General features: G+C 42.6%; 26 protein-coding genes. 21 read left to right on the forward strand and 5 right to left on the reverse strand.

Annotated elements, in window-relative coordinates:
* The first annotated feature begins 5 nt into the window (after positions 1–5).
* From MHH68_RS01810 to MHH68_RS01820, 3 genes are all read left to right on the forward strand, one after another.
* A complete protein-coding gene (locus MHH68_RS01810) occupies positions 6–635 on the forward strand; it encodes a LysE family translocator (RefSeq protein ID WP_058015253.1) in 630 nt (209 codons plus the stop codon).
* Positions 636–738: 103 nt separating this feature from the next.
* On the forward strand, positions 739–1,122 hold the full coding sequence (locus MHH68_RS01815) for a UPF0715 family protein (protein WP_339164853.1): 384 nt from the start codon (positions 739–741) through the stop codon (positions 1,120–1,122).
* A 179-nt stretch (positions 1,123–1,301) separates the two neighbouring features.
* Entirely contained in the window at positions 1,302–2,060 is a 759-nt protein-coding gene (locus MHH68_RS01820; protein ID WP_339164855.1) for a YqcI/YcgG family protein, read from the forward strand.
* On the opposite strand, the gene MHH68_RS01825 is transcribed toward MHH68_RS01820, so the two are convergent.
* Positions 2,055–3,407, reverse strand: coding sequence for an amino acid permease (locus MHH68_RS01825; protein ID WP_339164857.1), 1,353 nt, complete (start codon positions 3,405–3,407; stop codon positions 2,055–2,057). The genes MHH68_RS01820 and MHH68_RS01825 overlap by 6 nt on opposite strands.
* 83 nt (positions 3,408–3,490) lie before the next feature.
* Here MHH68_RS01825 and MHH68_RS01830 point away from each other — a divergent pair, with 83 nt between their 5' ends.
* From MHH68_RS01830 to MHH68_RS01870, 9 genes are all read left to right on the forward strand, one after another.
* Positions 3,491–4,087, forward strand: a complete 597-nt coding sequence (locus MHH68_RS01830; protein ID WP_339164859.1) for an urea carboxylase-associated family protein — start codon at positions 3,491–3,493, stop codon at positions 4,085–4,087.
* 198 nt (positions 4,088–4,285) lie between these two features.
* A complete protein-coding gene (gene nadE / locus MHH68_RS01835) occupies positions 4,286–5,107 on the forward strand; it encodes an ammonia-dependent NAD(+) synthetase (protein ID WP_061406684.1) in 822 nt (273 codons plus the stop codon).
* 318 nt (positions 5,108–5,425) lie between these two features.
* Positions 5,426–6,283 carry a citryl-CoA lyase gene (locus MHH68_RS01840; protein ID WP_080772930.1) on the forward strand — a complete coding sequence of 286 codons (858 nt, stop codon included), beginning with the start codon at positions 5,426–5,428 and terminating at the stop codon, positions 6,281–6,283.
* Positions 6,280–7,713 (forward strand): aldehyde dehydrogenase family protein, encoded by a 1,434-nt coding sequence (locus MHH68_RS01845; RefSeq protein ID WP_339164861.1) that lies wholly within the window; start codon positions 6,280–6,282, stop codon positions 7,711–7,713. The genes MHH68_RS01840 and MHH68_RS01845 overlap by 4 nt, the downstream gene beginning before the upstream one ends.
* Before the next feature lie 9 nt (positions 7,714–7,722).
* Entirely contained in the window at positions 7,723–8,511 is a 789-nt protein-coding gene (aroD, locus tag MHH68_RS01850) for a type I 3-dehydroquinate dehydratase (RefSeq protein ID WP_339164863.1), read from the forward strand.
* 38 nt (positions 8,512–8,549) lie between these two features.
* Positions 8,550–10,310: a thiamine pyrophosphate-binding protein gene (locus MHH68_RS01855; protein WP_339164865.1), complete on the forward strand. Its 1,761-nt coding sequence runs from the start codon at positions 8,550–8,552 to the stop codon at positions 10,308–10,310.
* Between the two features lie 22 nt (positions 10,311–10,332).
* Positions 10,333–10,713 (forward strand): cupin domain-containing protein, encoded by a 381-nt coding sequence (locus MHH68_RS01860; protein WP_003216877.1) that lies wholly within the window; start codon positions 10,333–10,335, stop codon positions 10,711–10,713.
* Positions 10,714–10,838: 125 nt separating this feature from the next.
* Positions 10,839–12,041 (forward strand): CoA transferase, encoded by a 1,203-nt coding sequence (locus MHH68_RS01865; RefSeq protein WP_180309617.1) that lies wholly within the window; start codon positions 10,839–10,841, stop codon positions 12,039–12,041.
* 45 nt (positions 12,042–12,086) lie between these two features.
* Positions 12,087–13,403: an MFS transporter gene (locus MHH68_RS01870; RefSeq protein ID WP_339164867.1), complete on the forward strand. Its 1,317-nt coding sequence runs from the start codon at positions 12,087–12,089 to the stop codon at positions 13,401–13,403.
* A gap of 40 nt (positions 13,404–13,443) precedes the next feature.
* Here MHH68_RS01870 and MHH68_RS01875 read toward each other — a convergent pair whose 3' ends face one another.
* Positions 13,444–14,802: a hypothetical protein gene (locus MHH68_RS01875; RefSeq protein WP_339164868.1), complete on the reverse strand. Its 1,359-nt coding sequence runs from the start codon at positions 14,800–14,802 to the stop codon at positions 13,444–13,446.
* A gap of 146 nt (positions 14,803–14,948) precedes the next feature.
* Here MHH68_RS01875 and MHH68_RS01880 point away from each other — a divergent pair, with 146 nt between their 5' ends.
* The 5 genes from MHH68_RS01880 (at position 14,949) to MHH68_RS01900 (ending at position 20,253) form a co-directional block, all read left to right on the forward strand.
* Positions 14,949–15,722 (forward strand): IclR family transcriptional regulator, encoded by a 774-nt coding sequence (locus MHH68_RS01880; protein ID WP_058015269.1) that lies wholly within the window; start codon positions 14,949–14,951, stop codon positions 15,720–15,722.
* Positions 15,723–15,807: 85 nt separating this feature from the next.
* Positions 15,808–16,365 carry a shikimate kinase gene (locus MHH68_RS01885; protein WP_050943259.1) on the forward strand — a complete coding sequence of 186 codons (558 nt, stop codon included), beginning with the start codon at positions 15,808–15,810 and terminating at the stop codon, positions 16,363–16,365.
* A 361-nt stretch (positions 16,366–16,726) separates the two neighbouring features.
* Positions 16,727–17,674 (forward strand): dihydrodipicolinate synthase family protein, encoded by a 948-nt coding sequence (locus tag MHH68_RS01890; protein ID WP_003213849.1) that lies wholly within the window; start codon positions 16,727–16,729, stop codon positions 17,672–17,674.
* Between the two features lie 77 nt (positions 17,675–17,751).
* Positions 17,752–18,759 (forward strand): LacI family DNA-binding transcriptional regulator, encoded by a 1,008-nt coding sequence (locus MHH68_RS01895; RefSeq protein WP_058015270.1) that lies wholly within the window; start codon positions 17,752–17,754, stop codon positions 18,757–18,759.
* 120 nt (positions 18,760–18,879) lie between these two features.
* Entirely contained in the window at positions 18,880–20,253 is a 1,374-nt protein-coding gene (locus MHH68_RS01900; RefSeq protein ID WP_058015271.1) for an MFS transporter, read from the forward strand.
* 202 nt (positions 20,254–20,455) lie between these two features.
* Here the strand turns inward: MHH68_RS01900 and MHH68_RS01905 are convergent, their stop codons facing one another.
* Positions 20,456–21,229 (reverse strand): class I SAM-dependent methyltransferase, encoded by a 774-nt coding sequence (locus MHH68_RS01905; protein ID WP_339164871.1) that lies wholly within the window; start codon positions 21,227–21,229, stop codon positions 20,456–20,458.
* Positions 21,230–21,347: 118 nt separating this feature from the next.
* On the opposite strand from MHH68_RS01905, the gene MHH68_RS01910 reads away from it, so the two are divergent.
* Complete coding sequence (locus MHH68_RS01910; RefSeq protein WP_339164873.1) at positions 21,348–22,244, forward strand: LysR substrate-binding domain-containing protein; 897 nt, start codon at positions 21,348–21,350, stop codon at positions 22,242–22,244.
* Positions 22,245–22,289: 45 nt separating this feature from the next.
* Here the strand turns inward: MHH68_RS01910 and MHH68_RS01915 are convergent, their stop codons facing one another.
* Positions 22,290–23,075, reverse strand: coding sequence for a carbon-nitrogen family hydrolase (locus MHH68_RS01915; protein WP_061406700.1), 786 nt, complete (start codon positions 23,073–23,075; stop codon positions 22,290–22,292).
* A gap of 236 nt (positions 23,076–23,311) precedes the next feature.
* On the opposite strand from MHH68_RS01915, the gene MHH68_RS01920 reads away from it, so the two are divergent.
* Positions 23,312–24,268 (forward strand): acetylxylan esterase, encoded by a 957-nt coding sequence (locus tag MHH68_RS01920; RefSeq protein ID WP_268496631.1) that lies wholly within the window; start codon positions 23,312–23,314, stop codon positions 24,266–24,268.
* A 35-nt stretch (positions 24,269–24,303) separates the two neighbouring features.
* Here the strand turns inward: MHH68_RS01920 and MHH68_RS01925 are convergent, their stop codons facing one another.
* The gene (locus MHH68_RS01925) at positions 24,304–24,618 is read right to left on the reverse strand and encodes a hypothetical protein (RefSeq protein WP_268496630.1); all 315 of its coding nucleotides are present in this window, start codon (positions 24,616–24,618) and stop codon (positions 24,304–24,306) included.
* A gap of 60 nt (positions 24,619–24,678) precedes the next feature.
* On the opposite strand from MHH68_RS01925, the gene MHH68_RS01930 reads away from it, so the two are divergent.
* Together MHH68_RS01930 and MHH68_RS01935 are read left to right on the forward strand one after the other, a co-directional pair.
* Positions 24,679–25,482: a nucleotidyltransferase domain-containing protein gene (locus tag MHH68_RS01930; RefSeq protein WP_081042336.1), complete on the forward strand. Its 804-nt coding sequence runs from the start codon at positions 24,679–24,681 to the stop codon at positions 25,480–25,482.
* Positions 25,483–25,643: 161 nt separating this feature from the next.
* Entirely contained in the window at positions 25,644–26,561 is a 918-nt protein-coding gene (locus MHH68_RS01935; RefSeq protein WP_058015277.1) for a proline dehydrogenase, read from the forward strand.
* The last annotated feature ends 17 nt before the right edge of the window (positions 26,562–26,578 follow it).

Genomic DNA, 26,578 nt, shown 5'->3' on the forward strand with positions numbered 1-26,578 from the left:
TCTATGTGGCGGTGTTTTTTGGGTATATCTTTTTAGGGTTGTCACTTTCAGCGCCTGTTGGGCCAGTGAATGCTGCCCAAATTGATAGAGGGATTAAAAGTGGCTTTTGGCATGCGTGGATTTTTGGTGTGGGGGCAATGGCTGCGGATATTGTCTACATGCTCCTCATCTATTTTGGTGTCGCCCAGCTTTTGACTGCACCTCTTGTGAAAACCTTTTTGTGGCTGTTCGGTTTTTTCGTTCTAACCTATACCGGAATTGAAAGCCTTCGTAAAATCAACTTGCAGGAAAGTCCAAAGAAGGATGGAGGAAACACGTCGATCGGGCATTCGTTCATGACGGGATTTTTCATTTCTCTTTCCAATCCGCTCAGTATTTTATTTTGGCTTGGGATCTACGGCAGTATTTTGGCCAATACGATCGAAAAGTATGGGGCATCTCAAATGCTGATGTACAGCATAGCTATTTTTATCGGCATGTTGATCTGGGATTTCAGCATGGCGCTGCTGGCTAGTTCGTTTAGGCGCTATTTAAGTGAACGTGTCTTACATGGCTTATCCGTTCTTGCAGGCTTATCTTTACTTGGTTTCGGCGTCTATTTTGGGTATCAAGGGATCATGGCGTTGATCGGGTAGAAAAGCAGACTGACATGTCAGTCTGCTTTTTTTGTAAGGATTGACAGACATAACACATTCTTGAATAATGGTGAGATATAAAATGGATTCAAGGAGCTTTGCCATGCGTATTTTTCTTCCAGTCTTCAACTATTTGTGCATGCTGATCTTATCAGTCATCACAGCAACATTCGTATATACCCTGCTATTTATCCCGCCTGAAGCAGGCTTTGGTTATGTGGAGATGACAAGTCTGCTCATTTTGATTGCTTATGTAGTGTTTGCTGCACCGATTCAGCTTGTCTTACACAGGCATCCTAGAAAGTTTCGAGGCCGTGACTTACTTGTTTATTTTCTTGCGGCGTGGGTGATTTGCTCTGCGTTAGCGTTATGGATTGATTATGGACTGGTTGTGTTCATTAGCTACAAAGTCTATCTGTTTTGCTTTTGCTCAGCCCTCATTTATTGGGTGCTCGATTCTGTCTTTTTAATGAAGAACCAATCATAGGGTTGATACAAAAGTGCTCTATGAAAAGAAGCAGCATGGCGTGAAAGACACACATACATGCTCAATTTGAACGAGAACATCCACCTCTTGAATGCGCAATGAAAGTCGCTTAGGGACAGTCACCACAGCCTTTTTTTCTCATAGGCTATGGAGAAGACGCTAAAACGAGGTGGAAGGAAATGGCCCAGTTGTATGCAAAAAGTTGCCTTGATCAAAATCTACGATCACTAGAAGAATGGAAGCAGGATGCTTTTACGCTATTTGGAGAGATGGTAGGAGATGAGGCAGATACATTCCCTTGTGTCCCCGGAAGACAGGGATTTTTTCTCGATCATTTACGCTATGGGTTTGTGGGTGATCCGAGGGAAGAGGAGGCTGTTGAGGAATTAGCGCAGCTGCTGAGAGAATATCAAAGCTGTGCGAAAGAAACGGGTCAATATGCTTCATTTATTTGTTTTTTTGAAACACCGCAGGATTTAAAGGAAAGTGCGCTTGAAGAGTTTGAGCAGCAGTTTTGGTCATTACTTCAACGACTGCACCAGAAAGATGAAGTGCCATGGCCTGAGGAGATTCCACTAGATGCTCATCATCATGAGTGGGAGTATTGCTTTCACGGGGAAGCATATTTTATTTTATGCTCCACACCGGCTCATAAGCTCAGAAAAAGCCGCCACTTCCCTTATGTCTTAATGGCATTTCAGCCTAGATGGGTGTTTGAGAAATTGAATGGATCGACCAAGTTTGGTCAAAAAATGAGCCAGCTCGTTCGCAAGCGGCTCAAAGCATATGATGAGGTCAGCATTCATCCATCATTAAAATGGTACGGTGATCCGACCAATCATGAATGGAAGCAATACTTTCTCTCAGATGATGAGGCGGAGAAACCAGCCTCCGCCAAATGTCCTTTTACTGCATTAAGAAACATGATGAAATTATGATGCGGTCTGATCTTGCTGCTTCCACTTTCTTCTCATAAATAGCACCATAATGGCAATCACTGCAATAATCCCAAGGCTGATAAAAAAGCCCGGTCGTCCGCTTGCCTCTGTTAAAGTGCCTGAAATGGCGGCTCCAATCAAGAGAAGCGCAAGAAGCATTTCGCACGTTTGGCGAGTGGATGGCTTTGATAGTTTTTTACTTGAGAACAGAATGAAGACCCATGTGTACAGAAGGGTAAGACCGGCTGCTGTTGTGAGATGCTCGTAGATGTGTTTGGACAAAAAGAGTGCAAGCAAAATCGAGACAATTAATCCAGCAGCAGTTAAAATAATCGAAGGCCATCCGACATGAGAAGGGTCTTTTTGTTTAAAACAAGCAGGTGCATCTTGATGCTCTGACATCGTGCCAAGCAGCGTCGTGACTGCATAGAGTGAGGCAACCAATGTCGAAAAGCCGGCAATAATGAAAATGCCATTAAAGATATGAAGAAAGATCGATAAATGAAAAGGTTCTAATGATGTAATAAATGGACTGCTGTTCTCATTAAAGGCGGTCACCGGGACAAGCAGTAGAGCAAGACCAATTGAGACGATATAGATAACCGCTAGAATCATCAGCATGACCCGTCCAGACTTTGCTGCATCCTTCGGGTCTTTTAAATGAACCGCCATCAGCCCCATGACCTCAATTCCCCCAAATGCATAAAATGCGTAAATCAATCCATTCCAAAGACCAAGTGCACCGAGCGGCATCCATTCGTGATCTTTGTTTGGCAGATGCAGGGTCGGTTTATGATCTGTCAGAATGCCGAATAACACCAGCACTGCCAGGATCATAAATAGAAAAATCGCCGCTGTCTTCAGTACTGCTAGGACATTTTCTGTCTTTTGAAAAGAAGAGAGCCCTATGATTATCACGAGCAGGGCAAGAGCGGAATAAATGGCAGAAAACACCCAGAGCGGCACAGATGGAAACCAGTGGCGGGTAAAAAGAGAAATCGCTGTTAACTGACTTCCTGTAATCAGCATTTCTGCAAACCAATACACCCAGCCATTGCTAAACCCTGCCCAGCGTCCATATGCTTTACGAGCATAGGAGCAAAACGACCCTTTATCAGGGTTATCAGCTGTCATCGCAGCCAAATGTTTAAAGACGAGATAGGTTCCAACCGCAGCAAGTAAAAAAGAAATGCAGACGGAAAAACCGGACTTTGTAATGGCAATGCTGGAACCAAGGAAGAAACCAGTGCCAATCGTACAGCCGACTCCGATGAGAGAAAGCTGCCACCAAGATAAAGTTTGTTCTTCTTTCAATGCATGCGCAACACCTTTCTGTTTCAATGACATTAGCTTGTGACCGCCTCTTTTTTTTATACATGATCAAGAAAGAGGACGTTTTGGGCATACTGTCAAGGAAAGGAGTGCATGTGATGAACGGAGAACATGTCATTTTACCAAAGGGCGGACTCGGCTTTCGTTTAGGAAAAGGCCAATGTATGCGGGTGGTTGATGTTGAAGGCCAGCAAGTAGCAGATGTGATGGCTTATCACGAAAAGGATTTTTATGAAAAATTTGACCAAGGCGCGACAATGGACAGCCTATTTTCATCAAAAGTGAAAAAAGGCGATAAACTCTATTCTAACTTATACAAACCGATGTTTACGATCATTGAAGACACTGTCGAATGCCATGATTTATACATGCCCGCCTGCCGGCAAGAAATGTATCAGCTTTTATATGGACGGACGCATTTAGAGGTCATGCATACATGCTACGATAATTTGCGGAATGCCTTTGAACCATTTGGGATTCCGAAGGAGGATATGTACTACCCTTTTAATGCCTTTATGAATACAGTCATTGATGAAAAAGGAAAGCTGTCTGTGGAGCTGCCAAAATCTCTTCCCGGTGATTATATTCGTCTGCGAGCCGAAATGGATCTCATTGTGGCCGTATCCGCATGTCCTGCTGATATTGGGAAGTGTAATGGTGCAAACTGTACATCGATACGGGTAGAAATTGATTGAAAAAGAAAAGGGCCAGTCCATATAGACATGGTCTTTTTCATTTATGAATGTTTGATCATGAATGAAATAGGGGAACGTCTAACAAAATGTTCTTCCTGAAAACATGGTATAATGAAGATTCAAAAAACGTTGTCAAATCAATGAATTCAGAGTAAAACCTGTTCTCTTCATGTAGAGGATGCTTAGGAGGAAAAGTGTATGAGTTTGCAAAAAAAGATCAGCCAAGAGTTGCATGTGCAGCCCTCAATTGACCCAAAGCAGGAGATTGAAAAACGGGTTGGATTTCTAAAGGACTACTTGAAAAAAACCGGTGCGAAAGGATTCGTTCTCGGCATTAGCGGCGGACAGGATTCAACGCTCGCTGGCCGTCTTGCACAGCTCGCTGCATCTGAACTGCGTCAAGAAGGAAAAGAAGACGCAGTCTTTATTGCGGTGCGTCTCCCGCATGGTGTGCAGCAGGATGAAGATGATGCACAGCTCGCTTTATCATTTATTCAGCCGGACAAGTCGTGGAAATATGATATTGCGCCTGCTGTGAAGGCATTCAGTGAACAATATCAAAAAGACATGGGCGGACCGTTGTCTGACTTTAATAAAGGGAATGTTAAAGCTCGCATGAGAATGATCGCACAGTATGCTGTCGGAGGAGAAGAAGGGTTACTTGTCATTGGTACAGATCATGCAGCCGAAGCAGTCACTGGATTCTTCACGAAGTATGGTGACGGCGGTGCAGACGTTCTCCCGCTCACAGGTCTGACGAAACGTCAAGGCCGGCTGCTGCTAGAAGCGCTGCAAGCACCAGAGCGCCTATACTTAAAGAAACCAACAGCCGATCTGCTTGATGATAAACCTCAGCAAACGGATGAAACAGAACTAGGCATTACGTACAATGAAATTGATGATTACTTAGAAGGTAAGCCCGTGTCAGAACAAGCAGCAGAAGCGATTGAAAAGCGCTATGTTCAATCAGAGCATAAACGCCAAGTACCCGCTTCCATGTTTGATGACTGGTGGAAATAAAAAAGAGGCCTCTCCAGAAGATGGAGAGGTCTTTTTATGTCGAATTTCAAATGGGTTTGACAAAATAACCAAAAATTCATTAAATTAGTAGAACGATATACTTAAGTCTAATTCACTAAATATAGATTTATTTGAAATGGAGATGCATTTATTATTAGTTCGATTCACTTAATTTCACTGCCATTGACAGTATTTTCAGAAAAAACGATTGACGAAGAAATAGAATGCGCTTACAATGAAACCACATTCCGAAAAGTGAAATTAGATTCCACTGTATGGAATAAAGGGGTGATTCACTCCAAATAAGAAGCTAAAGGAATGATTGACACAATGAAAAATCGAAGTGCACTGGAAATTTACAAAGAAGGGGGCGCTTGGTGGGAAACTGAGATTAGTCATATTCAAAAAAACTCAATTGAACTTCGAGGATATCCGATTGAAGAACTGATTGGTGAACTGTCGTATCCACAAATGCTTTATTTACTGCTTGTTGGTGAATTATTGGATGATTCAAAAGCAGCTCTTTTTGAAAGTGTTCTTGTCGCAGGTGCGGACCATGGACCAAGAGCGCCATCTATTGCAGCAGCCAGAATGGCGGTGACTTGCGGCATTTCGTTTAATTCATCTGTTGCAACAGGGGTGAATCTATTAGGTGATATTCATGGGGGAGCCGGTGAGAAGGCCATGCGTATGTTATACGAAGCCAAAGCGATCTACGATGATCAAAAAGATATACAGTCTGCGGCCAAGCAAGTATGTCACACATGGTTAACTCGCAAGGAAAAAATTCCGGGGATCGGCCATCAGCTTCATGATGATGATCCGAGGGTGAGACGTCTATATGAGTTGAGTCACACATATGTCCAGCAAGGTCTTATCAGTGGGATATATTTACGGTTAGCCGAAGCGATTAGACATGAGCTTGAACACCTGAAAGGGAAGAAAATCACGATGAATATAGACGGTGTATCTGCTGCCATCCAATGTGAATTAAACATTCCAGCAGAAGCAGCAAAAGGCATTTTTTCCTTATCCAGAGGAATGGGCATCGTGGCGCATGCATATGAGGAACTGACAAAGGGAGCCCTCGTGAAGGGACCTTGTCCGAACGAAGAAAGATTGGTTCGTTATGCAGGACATGGAACGCGGCACTTGAAGGAGGGAGAGAAAATTTGAGCCATTTGAAAGCGTTATCATATATAAACGGCGAGTGGATGGATACCGGTCGTGTGAAAACAGATATCACAAATCCTTACTCAGGAGAAAGGATCGGTACATCATATCTCGCCTCACCAGAAGACATAGAACAGGCACTTTCTATTGCGCAGCAGGCTAAAAAACAAATAGCGGGAATATCGGCAATTGAACGCTCAAAGATTCTAACAAAAGCAGCCGCCTTGCTTGAAGTACAAAAAGACCATTTCGCAAAACTGATTTCGTTAGAATTAGGCAAACCGCTTAAAAATACAAGAGATGAAGTCTCACGATCAATTGAGACGCTGGCGCAATCGGCGGAAGAAGCGAATCGATTAATAGGTGAGACCATTCCTGGCAATGTATCATCGCGTGGACAGGGAGCAATGGCCATGACATTTAAAGTACCAGTCGGAGTTGTGCTGGCGATTACTCCTTTTAATGCACCGCTCAATTTAATTTGTCACAAAGTTGGCCCGGCTTTTGCGGGAGGGAATGTCATTATTTTGAAGCCTGCACCGCAAACTTCAGCTGTTGCTACAGCGTTTGTGAAACTCCTTCTCGAAGCAGGGTTTCCTGAGGCAAGTTTGCAGCTTGTGATTGGCGGAGTCGACGCTGGGAAACAGTTAGTTATTGATGAAAGAACAAATCTCATCTCTTTTACCGGCGGGGCTGCCGGAGGAGAACATATTACAACTACTGCGGGATTAAAAAAAGTATTGCTCGAACTCGGAGGGAATGGCGCTACGATTGTTCATCACGATGCTGATATTGAACAAGCCGCATCCCTTTGTGCCAAGACAGGCTTTAGTAATTCTGGTCAAAGCTGTATTTCTGTCCAAAGAATTTATGTCCACCAGGAAATTATGCCGTCGTTTACTGAGGTATTAAAACAAAAAGTAGAGCAGCTTGTCGTTGGAGATCCGTTGTCCAGTGAGAGTGATATCGGCTGTATGGTCGATGTACAGGCCGCGCAGCGAGTTGAAGCATGGATACAAGAGGCAGAGAGTATGGGGGCAAAGCTTTTATGTGGAGGAAAAAGAAATGGAGCGAGCATCACACCGGCTATTTTGCTAAACCCTCCGAAACAGGCCAAGGTCGTCTGTGAGGAAGTGTTCGGCCCAGTTGTCAGCATTCTCCCTTATGAGGAACTGGAGGAGGCAATTAAAAAAGCAAATGATAGTCGATATGGTTTGCAGGCAGGGATCTTTACGAATCAGCTGGATGTGGCATTACACGCAGCAAAAGAGCTTGAAACTGGCGGGGTTGTCATCAATGGGACATCGAATTTTAGACTGGATCATTGGCCTTATGGTGGGATTAAGCGAAGTGGCCTTGGAAGAGAAGGTCCGCGTTTCGCCATCGAGGAGATGACCGAAACCAAAATGGTCGTGCTTCCACAGGGTCTGTGAAAGGGGCGGATGGATGTGAATGCATTTCAGCAAAAGATAAAAAGTGTGCAGACAGGCGCTCAGCCAATGATTTGTACGCCGCTCATCGGACAAACAAAGGAAGAATTGTTTCATGAGGTCGAGGTGTTAACTGAGAAAAAGCCAACTGAGAAAAAGCCAGATGTGATAGAGTGGCGGGCGGATTTTTTTCATCACCTTCATGACAAGGAACAAGTGATAGAAACCCTTAAGGGAATGGTAGAAAGGGCAAAGGGCATCCCATTTTTATTCACCATTCGTTCTGAAAAGGAGGGCGGCGAAAGTATATCACTCTCGGAATCTGAGAAGGTTTCTTTGCTTGCCGAGCTTTGTTCCACTCAGCTTGTGGACGCCGTTGATTATGAATTGATGCATGATGTGACACATATACAGCAAGTCAGTCAGGCGGCTAAAAGAAATGGGGTTACCTTGATTGTGTCGTATCATGATTTCCAGCGTACCCCTGAGGTAGATCGTCTCATGCAGCTATTCGTCAATGCAGAATCAGCCGGCGCCGACATCGCAAAGATCGCAGTGATGCCGCATTCCTATGACGATGCATTAACACTGCTCTCAGCGATCAGCCATGCGAAAAAGCAGCTGTCAATTCCCGTTATTTCGATGGCAATGGGGGAATACGGGGCTTTTACAAGAATGATTGGCGGACTTTTTGGATCTGTCATGACCTTTGCTGTAGGGAAAGAAAGCTCAGCTCCCGGGCAAGTGGCGATACAGGATTTGAACACCGTTCTATCTATTGTGTTTTCAAAGAATAAGTGAGTAGCAGATTCATAGCTGCACCGTGAGAGGAGAGAAACATGAAGAAGAATATTTCTACACAGGTTATTCAGTACTTAGAAAATCGGGGAGTCGAGCATATTTTTGGTCTCTGCGGTCATACGAATATTGCCTTTTTATCAGCGCTTGAAAAAAGCTCGATTCAATTTGTAAATGTCAGGCATGAACAGATAGCGGCACATGCAGCAGATGGTTATGCGCGAGCAAAGAAACAGACGGCTGTTGTGCTCAGTCATCTAGGTCCTGGACTCACCAATGCGGCAACAGGGGTAGCGAATGCAGCACTTGATTCCATTCCAATGGTTGTTATTGCAGGAGATGTCCCGAGTCATTACTACGGAAAGCACCCACACCAAGAGATCAATCTTCATTCTGATGCCTCTCAATACGAAATTTACCGGCCGTTTGTTAAAAGAGCATGGCGAGTCGATATTCCAGCATTATTTCCAGAGATTTTATCAAAAGCATTTCAGTTAGCTGAAAGCGGCCGTCCTGGCCCAGTGCTGATATCTGTTCCAATGGATGTGTTCTCAAAAGACCTAGATGTGTCCTTGTTTGAACAAATCAACCATCATACACAGACCATTGAAAAACCTTCAATTGATGATCAAACAGCCAATCGGATATTAGATCGATTGCTGCAGGCAGAAAGACCGCTCTTATATGTAGGTGGAGGCATTTTACTAGCTGATGCAGCTGAAGAATTAAAGGCATTTTCTGACCATCTAAGTATCCCTGTCGCCCATTCTTTGATGGGGAAAGGAGCCATGCCGGATGATCACCCAATGACTCTTGGAATGACAGGATTTTGGGGGACAAAATTTATCAATGATCAGTGCAAAGCGGCAGATTATATATTGGCTTTAGGCACCCGTTTTGCTGAAGCTGATGCGAGTTCGTGGGAATCAGATTATACGTTCCGTTTCCCGTCAACCAAGCTCATTCATATTGACATTGATCCGAATGAAATTGGACGTAACTATCCTGTTGACATTGGAGCAGTAGCCGATCTTAAGCAGGCCTTGACTGTACTCAATCGAGTGGCGAGAGAAAGATTGCCAGAAGGGCTGAATCGACCTGAATTGAAAAAGGAAATTGCGGCATATCGTAAGGATTTTCAGGCGGGCAACCTGACGAACATTCAAGATGAATCTTTCCCAATGAAGCCGCAGCGTATTTTGCAGGAAGTGCGGGAAGTATTGCCGCCAGATGCCTTTATTACAACGGATGTTGGCTGGAATAAAAATGGCGTAGGACAGCAATTTCCTGTGCTCACGCCAGGGACCATTCTAACTCCGGGAGGCTTTGCAACGATGGGATTTGGAGCCCCTGCTGCGCTTGGGGCAAAGATTGCCCAGCCTGACCGTGTCGTTGTGTCACTCGTTGGGGACGGCGGATTCGGTCAAAATCCATCTGTTCTCGCAACAGCCGTTGAAGAGAACATTCCTGTTGTGTGGATTGTAATGAACAACAGTGCATTTGGAACAATAGCCGGTTTGCAAATGGCGCACTATGAAACGACGTACGGTACTGTTTTCAGAAAAGGTGGAGAAAGCTATTCTCCGGATTTTGCTGCCATTGCAAGAGGTTATGGGATGAAGGGGATTAAAATCACCTCTGCTTCTGAATTCAAAGAAGCTTTAGCTGAAGCCATTGCATCTCAAGAGCCTTGCGTCATCGATGTAGCAATGAAAAATGATCCTGTCCCTACCGATGGACATTGGAATATTAATGATATTTATTCACCAAATTCAAAGCGCTCACATGTCAGCGTGAATTAAACATAACGAGGAGGAATGAACAATGAAAATTAAAGTATTAAATCCGTTTCAAGATGGGAACCCATTATGGTTAGGTTTAGATCATCCAGAGGAGCAAATGATTCGAAAGGTATTTCAAACCATTACACCAGATACTGTTGGGTCAGAGCATATGATGGCGGGTCTCACCATTTTTGAACCGGGAGAAGCAAGTTCAGTGCACAATCACCCGGGTTCAGAGGAATTTGATTATGTGATTAAAGGATCTGGTGAAGTCATTTGTGATGGAGAAAGGCAGTCCTTTAAACAAAATGATTTCATGTTCATTCCAGATGGTGTCTCGCATCAGCATGTAAATACAGGAGATGAACCTTTATGGCTCATTTGGCTTTACACACCGCAAGGGCAGCTTCCGAAGGATTAAAAAAACTGCACCGGTAAGCCCTCCTTTTGAACTATCAGGGCCTTCCGAGTCAATCAGAAAGATGAAAAGGGCTAAAATAGAAAGTTATTTAGCCCTTCATCATTTGAATGAAAGGGAGTCAAGCAATGAATATGAATACACCGCTCGAAGGAATGAAAATATTAGACGTCTCTACGATGATCGCTGCACCCTATGGCGCGGTGCTTCTAGGGGATTTTGGTGCAGAGGTCATCAAAGTCGAGATTCCTGGTAAAGGCGATACGCTGCGGCATGTTGGCCCTTTTGCAGAAGGCGAACCACTTAGATGGTCAGGTCTCTCACGGAATAAGAAATCTCTCACACTCGATCTGCATAAAGACGAAGCAAAAGATATTTTTAAAAAGCTTGCAGGTCAGGTCGATGTGTTGATTGAAAATTTTCGCCCTGGAACACTCGAAAAATGGGGCGTAGGGTACGATGTATTAAAAGAAATCAACCCTCAATTAATTATGATTCGTGTTTCGGGTTATGGACAAACGGGCCCGTTTAAGGACAAGGCCGGATTTGGAACACCTGCGACGGCGTTTAGCGGCTTTACATATATTCAAGGGTTTCCAGACCGGCATCCAGTCAGTCCTTCCTTTTCTTTAACTGATTATATTGCAGGCATATATGTGGCATTTGCTACCGTGACAGCGATGTATTACAGAGATACACATCCAGAAGGAACTGGGCAAATGGTGGATTTGGCCCTCTATGAATCTGTGTTTCGTATGTTAGAATTTTTGGTTGCAGAATATGACAAGCTTGGGAAGGTGCGTGAGCGTTCACCGGGGCTAAGCGGTCATTCAAGCCCTGCCGGCACCTATGAGACAAAGGATGGGCACTATTTGGTTCTTGTGACGAGTACCGATTCGACCTTCAATCGATTGGCAGAGGCGATGAATCGATTAGATTTATTAGAGAATGAAAAATTCGCGGTCAATGCATCTAGGCTGAAGCATAACAAAGAGATGGATGCGATCGTCTCTCAATGGATCGCGTCGAAAACAAGGGATGACCTATTAGAAATTCTAGATACTCATGGCGTTCCTGTGAGCCCAATTTTAAGTATTCAGGATATTTTTGAGCATCCGCAATTTAAAGCACGAGAGAATATCGTCGAGGTACATCACCCTCGTCTTGGGAAAGTAAAGGTGCCTGGGATCATTCCGAAGTTTGAAAAAACACCCGGAAGTATCCGTCACATTGCACCTGATTTAGGCGAACATAATTTTGAGATTTTAACAAATATGCTTGGCTTAACAGAAGAAGAGTGCAAACGATTGGAAGAAAAAGGGGTTATTTAAGGCGCTCAACCGAACCGCACGCTGCGGAAACAAAGGAGGATGGTTATGAAAGTGCATTCAGAACTGAAGGGAAATGAATTGCAGCCCGCTTATATGAAGCCAACGAAAGCCCGTTTTGGCATATTGATTCTGTTGTTTTTTATTACCGCCATTAATTATATTGATCGAGCCAGTGTATCCATTGTTGCACCTGCTATTCAATCTTCATTGCAATTAAATCCTGCCTTATTAGGCCTGATTTTTTCAGCTTTTAGCTGGACATATACAGCGATGCAAATACCAGGCGGCTTTATTCTCGATAAATTTGGCTCAAAGATAACGTATGGGATATCACTCATTACTTGGTCTATTTTCACAGGCCTGCAGGCGTTTGCGAACAGCTTTGCCTTTTTATTCGGCTGTCGTTTGTTGATTGGGATTACAGAATCTCCCGCATTTCCTGCGAATAACCGCATTGTCACCACATGGTTTCCAAGGCGGGAACGGGCTTTTGCAACAGGAGTATACACAGCTGGAGAGTATGTGGGTCTTGCCTTTGCGACACCTCTTCTTTTTTGGATCATGACGACTTTCGATTGGAGAACCGTCTTTATTACAGCAGGTGCGCTCGGTATTATATTTGCTTTCTTTTGGTACAAGTATTATCACGAACCGAAAGAGCATCCAAAGGTGAATGAAGATGAGTTAGAATTCATCCGGCAAGGCGAAGGGATGACAGTCGCATCACAGGAGAAACTGAAATGGGCAGACTTTGCCGCCCTTCTAAAATATCGTAAATTGATTGGGCTCTATATTGGTCAATTCTCTGTTGCGTCTACACTTTTTTTCTTTTTAACATGGTTTCCGACCTATTTAGCAGAGGCGAAAAATATGGCGTTTCTTAAGGTAGGTTTTGCTGCTTCTCTTCCTTATATTGCTGCATTCTTTGGGGTCTTGTTTGGAGGTTATGTGTCTGACTGGCTGCTTAAAAAGGGCGTATCCGTTAATGTAGCGAGGAAGCTGCCGGTAGTGGTTGGCTTGCTTCTGACGAGTACCATTGTTTTAGCAAACTTTACAACGAATATCCCGCTTGTGCTGACCATTTTATCCATCGCTTCATTTGCACAAGGACTGTCTAATATCTCTTGGACGATGCTGTCTGAAGTGGCACCAAGGGAAATGGTTGGGCTGGCTGGCGGTGTATTTAATTTTTTTGCTAATTTATCTGGGATCATCACTCCGCTTATTATCGGATTCATCGTGTCGGCGACAGGCTCTTACAACGGGGGGATTTTATTCGTCAGTTTAGTCGCATTAGGAGGGGCATTGTCGTACATTTTTATCGTAGGGAAAATAGAACGTATTCAATTAAAACCAGAGTGAGAAAGCAAAAGAGAACTCAAACCAAGGTGAGTTCTCTTTTTTATGAATAAAAAAGAACGGTGATGATCGTTGCACATGCGATACCCATGCTGATATAAAAGCCAGCAAACCATATATTCCAGCGTGTAATACGGTAAGGGTTGACCTTCATCAAATCAGCTAACAGGGAGACAGAAACATTAAAAGGACTAAACATGACAGTTGATGTTCCAGCAACGATCAGCATGATGGCAATAGGGAGAACAGGCAGTTCTTGGATGACAGGTGCCATCATGCTGACTAACAAAGCAAGCGAAACGAGCGGGTGAAAGCCGCAAAGAGCGGTGATCAGAAAATATAACCCAATGACACAATAAACCAAAATAGTATGGTCTGATATACTGACAATAAATGCTTGAATCGGCTGCATACTGTTTGTGGCAAGCAGCATATCGACAAAGAAGCCAGCACTTAAAAATAGACACATATAGTTGGAGAGCTGACGGGTTCTTTCTTTCCAATGAGGGACAGAGACGGCTATATATTGTTTTCTTTTTTTGATAACAGAAGAGAATAATAGAGCAAATGGAATAATGGTCAGCACAACAGCGAATAAATAGCCTTTCCCAATCCATGCATCGACAAGTGAGACGGCTGTCATAAAACTCAGCAGCATGAAAGCAAGCTGAAGGGTTTTTCGCTTAATTCGACGAGGATTGGAGTTTGTTTCTGCGGACTGAATGATGTTTGGGAATCGTTTGCTTTGACGAGAAAAGAGCATCCAATCTGTCGCCAGCACGATGACCATTAAACCAAAAGTAACAGGTGCAATTTGATAATATTTGAGTTTGGTTGCATCAATGGTGACGCTTACGAGCACTTCAACAGGACTCCAGCTTAAACATAATGCATATGACCTTAAAAGGTTGCGTGTATAAAGATGTTGTTTCACTTGTTCTTTTAGGGATTCCAGCGACGGTTTGAGCGATGTATATAGTAAGGGGATCGTCGCGATATTTAAAAACATGCCAAGAATATGAGTGACAAATGAACTCTTGCGATATAGCTGGTTTGTGTTCGTTGTATGTAGTGTAAGCAGTTTATTTAATTGTGTATCGAAATGTCCAACATGTATGAGAGAATGAATAAAAGGCAGCATGAAAAATAGAGAAAGCAAGCCTAGCATGGAATGAAAGTGAAGAAAAAAAGTGTGCAATGGCTGGTCGGATAAAAAGAATAAGAACAAGCCAATCATGAGAAACATACCACCTGTTTTCAAATAAAGCCCACTTGCTTTCTTAAAAGAAATGGTGAGCGAAGCAGCAGCCAGCAGACCAACAAAATAGGAGAGTATGGCAGCGGGAAATAGCTGATGAACAATAGATAAGCTAATCAGAAGTGTAAAAACGAGCAGGTACATTCAAATGCCACCTCCATCAAATCTTCAATTGATTTTATTCCGTCTGACGGAATTTGTTTTCTCATAGTGGAACGTTTAAAATGGATTATAGCAAAATCGATCGTTTGTGTCGATAAGAAATCAAAGGGGAAAAGGAGAAAGTGAACATGGCTGATAAGAAGTCAAAAGAAGAATCAGGACTGCGTACGGTTCAGCGCGCTTTGGATATTCTTTATTGTTTTAGTGAAGAACGGCAAGAGCTGACGCTAACGGATATTTCAAAAGAGATGAATTTAGCAATGTCTACTACAACGAGACTGCTCAAAGCACTTGAAATGAATCATTTTGTGGAAAAGAATCCAGACACAATGAAATATAGGTTGGGTCAAAGACTTTATCTCCTTGGATACATTGCGGGGAAGTCCATTAAATTGAGAGAACTGGCTAAACCACTCATGTACGCACTTCGTGATGAAACAAAAGAAACCGTCAACCTGTATGTACTGGATGCAACAAGCAGGGTTTGTATTGAACAAGCGGAAGGGCTGCAATCGATTCGGCATCTTGTCAAAATTGGTGAGAAGCTGCCATTGTACGCAGGTGCAGGCGGAAAGGTATTATTGGCATTTCAAAGTGAAGAATTTCAACAAAAAGTATTAGCGTCTGAGGCTGATCATGTGATGAGAGATGACTGGCAAAAGGAATGTAAACATATTCTTGACACGTATACTTCTTGCAGCATCGATGAACGAGAGGTAGGCTCTGCGGCAGTAGCGGCACCAGTCTTTAACATTCATGGGGAAGTGAAGGCTTGTTTATCCATATCTGGTCCAACCCACCGGTTTACTGAAGAAGTCATTCCCAAGCTGCAGCAAAAAGTGAAAGAACAGGCACAAAGGCTTTCTGAACAGCTCGGCTACGTCGTCAAACACAATTTTTAAGATTGCCTATCTTTTCGCGCTCTATTTATCATATAATAGAAACATTATGTAGCATTCCTTGTCGTAAGGAGGACGTGTCACGATCATGAAAATCAATAGAGAAATCCCTGTAAGACAGCGGAATATTGTTCTCATTGGCTTTATGGGTGTTGGGAAAACAACCATTGGTCAGCTAGTTGCCAAAAAGCTATATCGAGATTTTATTGATGTCGATCAGGAGATTGAGAAAAAATACAACATGACGATTCCAGAGATGTTTCAGCAAAAAGGAGAAGCATTCTTTAGACAGGCTGAAAAGGATTATATCGTCGATTTATGCGAACATACACAGCTTAAGATCGTCTCACTTGGAGGCGGTGCATTCAAACAGGAAGAAATCAAACGTGCCTGCTTGAAGCATTGTACGGTTCTTTTCCTTGACCTTTCTTGGGAGAATTGGAAGCAGCGGCTTGATATTTTAATTGAAAACCGTCCTGTTCTTCACAACCGGTCACTTGATGAAATGAAAGAGTTGTTTGAAGAACGCCGTGAGATATATTCTCTTCATAACTCCAGAGTGGAAACAGATCATTTAGAGGCTGAGGAAGTCGCCAATTATATTGTGGACACACTCAAGCTTGGCTGGGATTTATATTCGAAATAAAAAAGTCTACCGTTTAGGGTAGACTTTTTTCTATTGATGCCTTTTTCTTCGTAGATAGGATGATGTTTTGACAGTAAAATTTATTTATCCTTTTTTTGGTGTGTGACTGTTTGGAAAAAGTGATCATACATCATCAACCAAATCATGATGATGAGGTTTTTTGGTTGATATAGTAAACAAAATATACCCCTCATTTTATTTTTTGGAAAAATAAAATAGTATCTAAAATTCAATAATAGTATTTTGAATTATTATAATTTTTAAAAAATAATGTTGACACCCTCGGCGATATCATTCTATGATTGTTTACGTAAACGCTTACCGTAAACGTTTACTATAACGAGTGGGGAGGAATTTGTTTATGAAAAATAAAGAAAAATGGAGCGGTGTATTCCCGGCTGTCTTAATTCCTTTTAAAGATGACTATTCAATTGATGAACCTGCTTTTCGTAAGCTTGTCCGTTGGGTAGCGGATCACAAAGGGATTAACGGGATCGTTGTCAATGGACATACTGGCGAGATTATGACTTTACTGCCACATGAACGAGCTGAAGCAGTGCGCATTGCAGCCGACGAATTAAAAGGGGAAGTACCTGTCATTTCTGGGGTTTCTGCAGAAGGGACAATTGAAGCGATCCAGCATGCAAAAGCCGTTGAAGAAGCTGGTGGTGAAGGTATACTTCTCATGCCGCCACATTCATGGCTAAGATTCGGTATGCAGCCTGAATCACCTGTCCAATTCTTTAAAGATGTTGCAGAAGCGATTGATATTTCAATCATTGTCCATCAATATCCAACATGGACAAAAACCTCATATACAACCAGTCAATTACTAGAAATGTCGGAAATTGAGAATGTTGTTTCGTTTAAAATTGGTCAAAGAGACATGGCACAATACGAGGTCGATGTACGGGCATTGAAAAAACATGCACCAGATGTATCGTTACTCACATGTCATGATGAATATTTATTGCCAACATTGGTTCAAGGCATTGATGGAGCACTTGTAGGTTTCGGCTGTTTCGTGCCAGATTTGATCGCTGAACTTGTGAAATGTGTGGAAGAAAAAGACCTTGTAGCGGCTAATAAAGTTTACGATAGAATCTTTGAATTAAAGCATGCTGTGTATAAAATGGATGAACCTTCATCTACTTCTCATCTGCGCATGAAAGAAGCGATGTATCAGCGAGGTTTGATCAGCAGCTCGCTTGCTAGGAAGCCGGTATTACCTTTAACTGATGAGGAAAAAGAAGAAATTCGCCAGGGCCTTCAAAGTGTTGGTTTGCTTAAGGAAAACGTCGGTAGATAACAGACCATTGATTTCATGATGAAGGTGAGTCAGGTTATAATAGTGTATAAAACAACAGACTCCCGGAGGTATGAAATGTGTCAGTAAGTATTAAAGATGTCGCATTGAAAGCTGGAGTGTCTATCGCCTCTGTTTCCCGAGTATTAAGTGGTAAACCAGGAGTAGGTGCTCAAACGGCTGAAAGAATCAAACAAGTGATTGATGAGTTAGGCTATCGTCCTAATCTAGGAGCCAGAGGGCTCGTTAAAAGAAAGACTGGGAATATAGCGGTCGTGGTTCCGCGTGGCTCATATATTTTGAATAATCCATTTTTTTCGACGATTTTAGATGGTATAGCGAAAGAGTTAGATGAAACTGAATTCAATATGTTGATGTCATTTACATCTATACAGCAGCAGCGATTACTTGAAACGCAAGCTGTAGATGGTGCGATTTTATTTTCGCCAAGAAATGAAGAATTGAGCATGGATTGGTTAAAAAGTTTAGCGATTCCCATTATTGTTGTTGGAAGTTACTTAGAGGATTCTCCTTTCCCATGTGTCAGACCAGATGATGAAGAAGGTGTGTGTCAATCTGTAACGGCCTTATTTGAGAAAGGTCATCGAACCATTGGGCTGGTCAATGGTCCAATGAGTTCGATGCATAGTGTCAGGTATTACAATGGATATGAGCGAACACTTAAAAATTTAGGGTTAACAATGAACAAAGAACTTGTGTTTGAGTTAGATGAATTTGATGGGGGAAAAGTAGTAGAAGTGGTTTCTCAATTTCTCCAAGGAAACCAGCACATGACTGGAGTTGTTTGCTCTTCAGATTTTTTGGCGATGGGGGTCATGAAAGCTGCAGATCACGCAAATGTGTCTATACCTCATGACTTGTCTGTCGTTGGTGCCGATGATGTGCCCATTGCAAGCTTTCTAACCCCTTCTTTATCTTCAGTTCATGTTGATTTAGTTGGCATGGGGAGAAAAGCTGTTTCTTTATTAACACAGGTATTAGATGGAGATCTGATAGAGGAAATGGAGCATATCTTCCCTATGTACTATATAGATCGGGGCACCACGGGAACGCCAAAAAAGAAATGATAGATGCTGAAAACTCGTATGAACGCTTTAGAATGTCTCTTGATTTGAAATGTAAGCGATTTCTTTAGCGCTCTTCGGCATGTACTTTTGCATCATTTCCTCTAATAAGGAGGAGATATCATGACGTTAGAAGTCAGCGGAAATTCAAATTCTCATGATGGGCAAGTTGTTGATAGAGCTTCACAACTATTGACGAGAATGGAAAGTGTACCTTTTTCTAGATGGCATTTAAAGCCTCGTATCATTATGGGATCTGCCACCTTTTTTGATGCTTTTGATGCTCTGTCTTTAGCGTTTGTTCTCCCAGTTCTCATCGGCATGTGGAGTTTATCACCTGCTCAAATTGGTCTTCTTATTGGGTCTGGTTATATAGGACAAGCGATTGGTGCCATTTTCTTTGGGTGGTTAGCAGAAAGGCGTGGCCGTGTTTTTAGTGCAAAGTGGACTGTACTCCTCATGTCCGTCATGAGTATTGCATGTGTGTTTTCAGGTAATTTTATGGCACTGTTTATTTTTCGTTTTATACAAGGGATTGGGGTAGGAGGAGAGGTGCCGGTAGCAGCCTCATATATCAATGAGCTATCCCGAGCTCAAGGGAGAGGTAGATTTTTTATGCTTTATGAGATGATTTTTCCTTTAGGTTTAATGATCTCAGCTCAAATCGGCGCATTTGTGGTACCTAGTTTTGGGTGGAAGTGGATGTTTTTAATTGGAGGTATTGGAGGTTTAATCGTCTTTGTATTCTTTTTTATGTTACGTGAATCTCCACGATGGCTGATTTCGAAAGGCAGATTAGATGAGGCCGAAAGAATTATTGTAGAAATTGAAGCTAGTACTGACAAACGAATGCCTGTAAAACAAGTATCTAATAGTACTGAAAAGGGCGACTGGAAAGAGCTTTTTTCAACTTTCTACCGTAAAAGAACATTGATCGTATGGGGACTATGGTTTTCTGCCTACTTTGTATCGAATGGTTTAAATAACTGGTTACCAAGTCTTTATAATACGGTTTACAATTTGCCAGTTGGAGATTCATTAAGGGCAGCCTCTCTGACAAATATTTTACAGACTGTCGGTGTATTCGCTTGTGCATTTTTGATTGATAAAGTAGGACGAAAGCGCTGGGCAACCATTGCATTTATTGTAACAGGTGCTTTATTAACTGCTTTATGGATCAGCGGAGCGAGTTCTCCAGAAAGTGTGATCTATTTAGGGTCCGCTGCTTACGGAATGATGGGGACAATCACAGTTCTTCTCTATTTATATACACCTGAAATTTATCCAACTCGTATGAGGGTGATTGGAACGGCATTTGCTACTGCTTGGCTTAGGCTGGCCTCAGCGATTGCTCCTATTATGATAGGCTTTATTTTAGAGGTGAGCGGTGTTTCAACTATTTTTATTCTTTTCGCAAGTGTGACTATAGTGGGAGCAATTCTTGCTTTTAAAATGATCGAAACGCGCGAGAAAGTATTAGAGGATATTGCACCGTGATTGACGCACGCAGTGAAGAACTTATTCCAAAGAGGGTAGGTTCTTTTTTATTCAGAGGATCTACGTACAATTTTTAAAATGCCTAACCGATCTCCGTTCATTTATCATATAATAGAAACATGAAAAGCCATACCTGTGAGACAGTGAAGATGTATATCCGAAATAAAAAGTCTACCGATGAAGGTAGACTTTTTCTATAAGTTCAATTCTTGATTCCTTGAATGAGTGCAGCTTTTAAGCAGAAGGAAATAGGCTGCTGCTGTGCATCGAATTGAAGCTGAAATAGCTGCTTTGTATCAGGGTCTGCGGCTTGAAGATGGGAAACGATCTCCTGCTGGACATTTTCTGGTGTGCGTCCACGTATGATCCAGTCCTGATAATCAATTTGCAGATCCCAGAAACGAATCTCTTTTTGAGTTAGTTGGTTGGCAGCGAAAAGCTCTTCCCATTCTGATAAAGAGCTTTCTCGCACATGAGAAGGATCTCTGAGTCTATTTAAGTGATTAATGAATGAATCCTGTGCCGCATTCTCAGGTGCATAATGGTCGACGAGCAGAAATGCGCCGCCTTTTTTTAAGACCCGGCTGATTTCAGACATGGCTGCGGGAAGGTTTGGAAAGTGGTGAGCGGCAAACCGGCACGTCACGATATCAAATGATTCATCAGCGAATGGCAATGCTTCTGCGGCTGCCCGTTCAAAAATAATATGTTCCAGCTGGCGTTCTTTTGCAAGTGCTGCTGCAACCTCGATCATTTTTTGCGTGACATCAATGCCGATCCCTTTAGAAATAATGTCTGAAAAGGAAAAAACGGTATGCCCTGCTCCGCAGCCGATATCAAGTAAATGCTCATGACCCTTCGTATTTGCTGCCTCTTTTATCCATTCCAACTCTTCTCCGGCTGCAAATATAGGTGAATCTCGATAGTTCTCGGCATTTTGTGAGAATTGGTTTTCGGCTTTAGCATATGGATTCAATTTTTTCTCCCCCTTTTGTTGTCTCTTTATCGTAAAATTCCTTTTGTTATTTGTCTAAGACATAAAAGATATGACATGAATAGTTAAAACCTATGAGGTGATGAAAGTGGATATACGAATGATGGAATATGTCATGGAAGTGTACCGGCAGAAAAGTTTTACAAAAGCAGCGGACCAGCTTCACATTGCACAGCCTTCTTTAAGCCAACAAATAAAGAAGCTGGAAGAGGAATTAGACACACCCCTATTTATTCGAAAGTATGGACAAGTCACACCCACACCTCAAGGGAGCCGGTTCATTAAAAGGGCAGAGAACATTTTGAAGGAAAGAGATGATTTGCTGCGTGAAATGGGAGAAGCAACTTATGAGGTGGGGAAAGAGCTGAACATTGGGGCGCCAGCCGTCACAGGGGGATATGTCTTGCCCGGTTTATTAAAAACCTTTTGCCAAACGTATCCTCATGTTCACGTTCAACTAATAGAAGAATCACCTCGTGAGCTAGAAAAACTTCTATTGGCTGGTCAGCTGGATTTGGCTATTTTATCTATGCCGGTCGAGCATGAATCATTGAAAACGAAACACATGCTGACAGAGCCGCTTCTTCTTGCAGTACCGCCATCTGCTCAACCTTGGTTACAGGCGGAATTGAACGATATCATCAATCAAGCAGATCAGAAAGGGACTGTTCCGTTTCGCCTTTTGGAAGATGCCGCATTTATTATGCTGAAAGAGGGATATGGCTTTCGACAAGTGGTCACAGAACTTTGTCATCATCATGGTTTTCAGCCGAAGATAACCTTTGAAACAAGTCATATTCAAACAGCACAGGCATTGGTCAAAAATGGACTAGGTGTGACAGTTGTGCCGAAAATGTTGGCACAAGAGGAAAGAAACGAAGTCACTTATTTGAAAATTGATTCATGTCCAACCCGTACACTTGTGTTTGCATATGTGGAAGAAAGGTATTTAACGAAAGCCGCTCGAGCCCTAATGGACCTTTATCAAAAAGCTTAAACAAACGTTTAATTAAATGCAAAAAGCAGGGGAGCACCCTGCTTTTTAATAAATATCCAGACGCTGATCTGTCATCACAGGAATCTGCTGTCTTACTTCATCCACTAGCTGAAGATCAATGTCCGCATAATAAATATCTTCCTCATGGTTTGTTTCAAGTAAAATACGGCCAAGTGGATCAATCACCATGGAGTGTCCAGGGAATTCAGTGTCTCTGCTTGTGCCTGTTCTGTTAACAGCAATCATAAATGACTGATTTTCAATCGCTCTTGCGATAAGCAAGCTGCGCCAATGATCTACTCTTGCTGATGGCCATTGCGCCGTATTGATAAGCACCTTCGCCCCTTTGTTGACAAGTGTTCTGGAAAGCTGCGGAAAGCGAAGGTCGTAGCAGATCATCGCCCCGATCTTCACATCCTCATCATAGTCAAATAAACCAAGCTGATCACCAGCGGTTAAATAGCTGTGCTCATCCATTAAGCGGAATAAATGAATTTTGTCATAATCGACTAAAAGCTCACCTTGGCGGTTAAATCCATACATCGTGTTGGTGATCCTCTCATCTTCTGTGCGCTTGTTCAATACACTTCCTGCAATGAGAACGACTTGGTGCTTACGGGCAAAGGAAGAGAAAAGCTGTTTTGTTCGTTCACCGTTTACATCCGCTAGCTGATCGGCTTTTTCAAGAGCGTAACCAGTATTCCACATTTCGGGTAAAATGATCAGATCAGGCTGCTCGCGGATCGCTTCTTCTAAAAATGCTTCTGCTTTTTGAAAGTTCACATCAGGTTCTCCAATTTGTACGTCCATCTGGACAAGGGCGATTTTCATACAGGTTCCTCCTTTATTCGATGATTGCGAATGTGAAATCCATGAATGGATTTGTTGATTTGTTTTGTCTAAGAATCTCTAGTTTTCAAGCCAGTTTCTTTATCATAAAGGTTTCAATCTTCTTTGCCAATAGAAATGTCAGAAGGTTTTGTCTTTTGTGGTGAAAATGTCTTTCTTCGTCAAGAAAACAGTGATATGATACACATAACTAATAAAACAAAGGGGGATAGTAGGATATGCAGTTGTTTGATTTACCGTTAGATGAGCTAAAAAAGTATAAACCGAAGAAAACAGCACGTCCTGATTTCTCAGACTTTTGGAAGGCGTCGCTTGAAGAACTGAACCAAGTGGAGGCAGAGCCAGCACTTGAACCTTATGATTATCCAGTAAAGGGCGTTAAGGTGTATCGCCTGACGTTTCAAAGCTTTGGTCAATCTCAAATTGAAGGCTGGTATGCGGTACCAGATCAAACAGGTCCGCATCCAGCACTCGTTCGTTTTCATGGCTATAATGCAAGCTATGACGGCGACATTCATGACATCGTCAATTGGGCACTCCATGGCTATGCGACATTTGGCATGCTCGTCCGCGGTCAAGGCGGCAGTGAAGATAAGACAGTGACACCAGCAGGGCAGTCTCTGGGCTGGATGACAAAAGGTATTTTATCGAAAGAGACCTACTATTATCGGGGTGTTTATTTAGATGCGGTTCGAGCGCTCGACGTGATTCAGTCCTTCCCAGAAGTGGATGAACACCGAATCGGTGTGGTGGGCGGCAGCCAGGGTGGTGCACTAGCAGTTGCAGCTGCAGCACTTTCAGACATTCCGAAGGTCGTCGTGGCAGATTATCCGTACTTATCAAATTTCGAACGTGCGGTAGATGTGGCATTACAGCAGCCTTATTTAGAAATCAATTCATACTTTCGCAGAAACAGTGATCCAGAAGCGGAAGAAAAGGTATTTGAGACGTTAAGCTATTTTGATTTGATCAATTTAGCCGGATGGGTGAAACAGCCCACGTTGATGGCAATCGGTTTGATCGACCAAATCACCCCGCCATCTACTGTGTTTGCGGTATACAACCATTTAGAAACAGATAAAGATTTAAAGGTGTACCGCTATTTTGGACACGAGTACATCCCGGCTTTTCAAACAGAGAAGCTTGCCTTCTTACAAAATCATTTAACGAATTAAAAGAAAAGAGGCCACTCTCTAGGAGGGCCTCTTTTTTAATAGTTCGTATTCTGTCTCGTTTTTTCATCAGGCACTAACGCGGTGATAATGAGGGCAAGGGCAGTGATGATATGAAGAATGAATCCGAGAATCGGAATCCATGCAAGGCAGGATGTGACAATTCCAATGATACTTCCAATCATTGGTCCCTGGTCTCGCTTCGATAAGACGAGTGTGATAATATGCAGAATAAGCATGACCATGAGCGGCGAATAGCCATTGCTAATAACGAATAGACCTCCGATCACAGGGATAGCAAGGCAAGCTTCAAAAATCCCAGTGATCCATTTCATAATGCGAGATATAGACATCAGATCCAACTCCTTTTTCATATATGTCTTATTCGTATTTTCCCAAAACGTGAAGAAGTCATGCAGAATTCTATAGAAAGAGTTGATGGACACTTGAGAGAGAGAATTAAGGAAGAGCTGAAAATCATCGAAACAACGTATGACGTAAAGATTTGTCTTGCCGTCGAATCAGGCAGCAGGGCATGGGGATTTCCTTCGACCGATAGTGATTATGATGTTCGCTTTTTATATGTTCCCCGGAAAGAATGGTATTGGGCGATGGAAGAGCATCGTGATGTCATTGAACGGCCGATTGATGACATGCTTGATATCAGCGGCTGGGAGCTTAGAAAGGCACTGCGCCTATTCAATAAATCAAATCCGTCCATTATGGAATGGCTGTCTTCTGATATCATCTATGCTGAATCTTTCTCTTTGGCAAAGCAGCTAAGAGAATTAAAGGATCGAGCGTTTTATCCTGCGGCTTTGATGTATCATTACCTCAATATGGCGAAGCGGAATGAGAGCCGGCATTTACGAGGAGAGCAGGTGCGAATCAAGAAGTATTTCTATGTGCTTCGTCCTCTGCTTGCCTGTCAGTGGATTGAACGTTACCGAACAGTTCCACCAATGGACTTTCATGAATTACTCAAGGAGCTAGTGGAGGAAGGCCCGCTGTTAGCAGAAATTCACGAACTGCTCAAACGTAAAATGGACGGAGAAGAAATGGATGTAGAGAACCGTCTCGCTCATGTCCATCCATTTATTGATCAAGAGCTGGCGCGTTTTGATGAATTGGTGAAAAGCTACAATCAGCCGAAAGACAATCTGATGCAAGAATTAAATGAGCTTTTGCAGTCTACCCTTGATGAGGTGTGGGCGTAGGAGGGGAGAGTCAGCCGGATAGCGGCAGACTCTTTTTTTATCTCTTATTGTGATAAAACCACAAAAAAAGTCAGAATTTTTGTCATCTTCAAATATTGTAGCGGACAGCTTATGAGCCTTACAATAAAGACATAGCTTACAAAGAGTGGGAGGTGCCCTTTATGGAGTCGGTCACAAGAAATTTCTTCTTGTTTTTGTCAAAGAGCAGTCTCTTGAACCATATTGCTCGTAATTGGGGAAGTGCTGTTGCATCTAAGAAAATCATCGGTGGGAAAGATTTTGAGAGCGCTATCTCTGTCATTAAACGATTAAATGATCAAGGAATGGCTGTAACAGTCGATCACCTTGGTGAGTTTGTCACAAAGGCAGAGATTGCAAATGAGCGGACGGATGAGTGTATTCAAACCATTCAGCGGATTGCAGAGGCCAAGCTCAATTCCCACGTGTCACTCAAAATGACATCACTTGGACTAGATATTGACGATGACCTTGTGTATCGCAATATGAAACGTATTTTAGATACGGCAGAAAAACACCGTATCATGGTGACAATCGATATGGAGGATGAACAGCGCTGTCAAAAAACGCTGGACATTTTTAAAGAGATGAAATCTCAATATGAGTATGTCAGTACGGTTTTGCAGGCGTATTTGTACAGAACAGAAAAGGATCTTGATGACCTGAATGAGCTGAATCCATTTTTACGACTTGTAAAGGGTGCCTATAAGGAATCCGCCGAAGTGGCGTATCCAAACAAAAAAGACGTTGATCAGAATTACAAGAAGCTGATCGAAAAGCAATTACTCACAGGGAACTATACAGCCATTGCGACACATGACGATCAAATGATCGAGTTCACGAAAAATATTGTGAAAAAACACAATATACCGACAAGTCAGTTCGAATTTCAAATGCTGTATGGCATGAGATCAGAAACGCAGCAGGCACTTGTGAAGGAAGGCTATCAAATGAGAGTCTATACCCCGTATGGACGAGAGTGGTATGGCTACTACATGAGACGTCTTGCAGAACGGCCGGCAAACATTGCCTTTGCTTTAAAAGGGATGACGAAAAAATAATTTGAAACGGGAGCGTG

It is taken from the genome of Bacillus sp. FSL K6-2841 (genome assembly GCF_037976435.1).
GTDB lineage: Bacteria > Bacillota > Bacilli > Bacillales > Bacillaceae > Bacillus > Bacillus pumilus.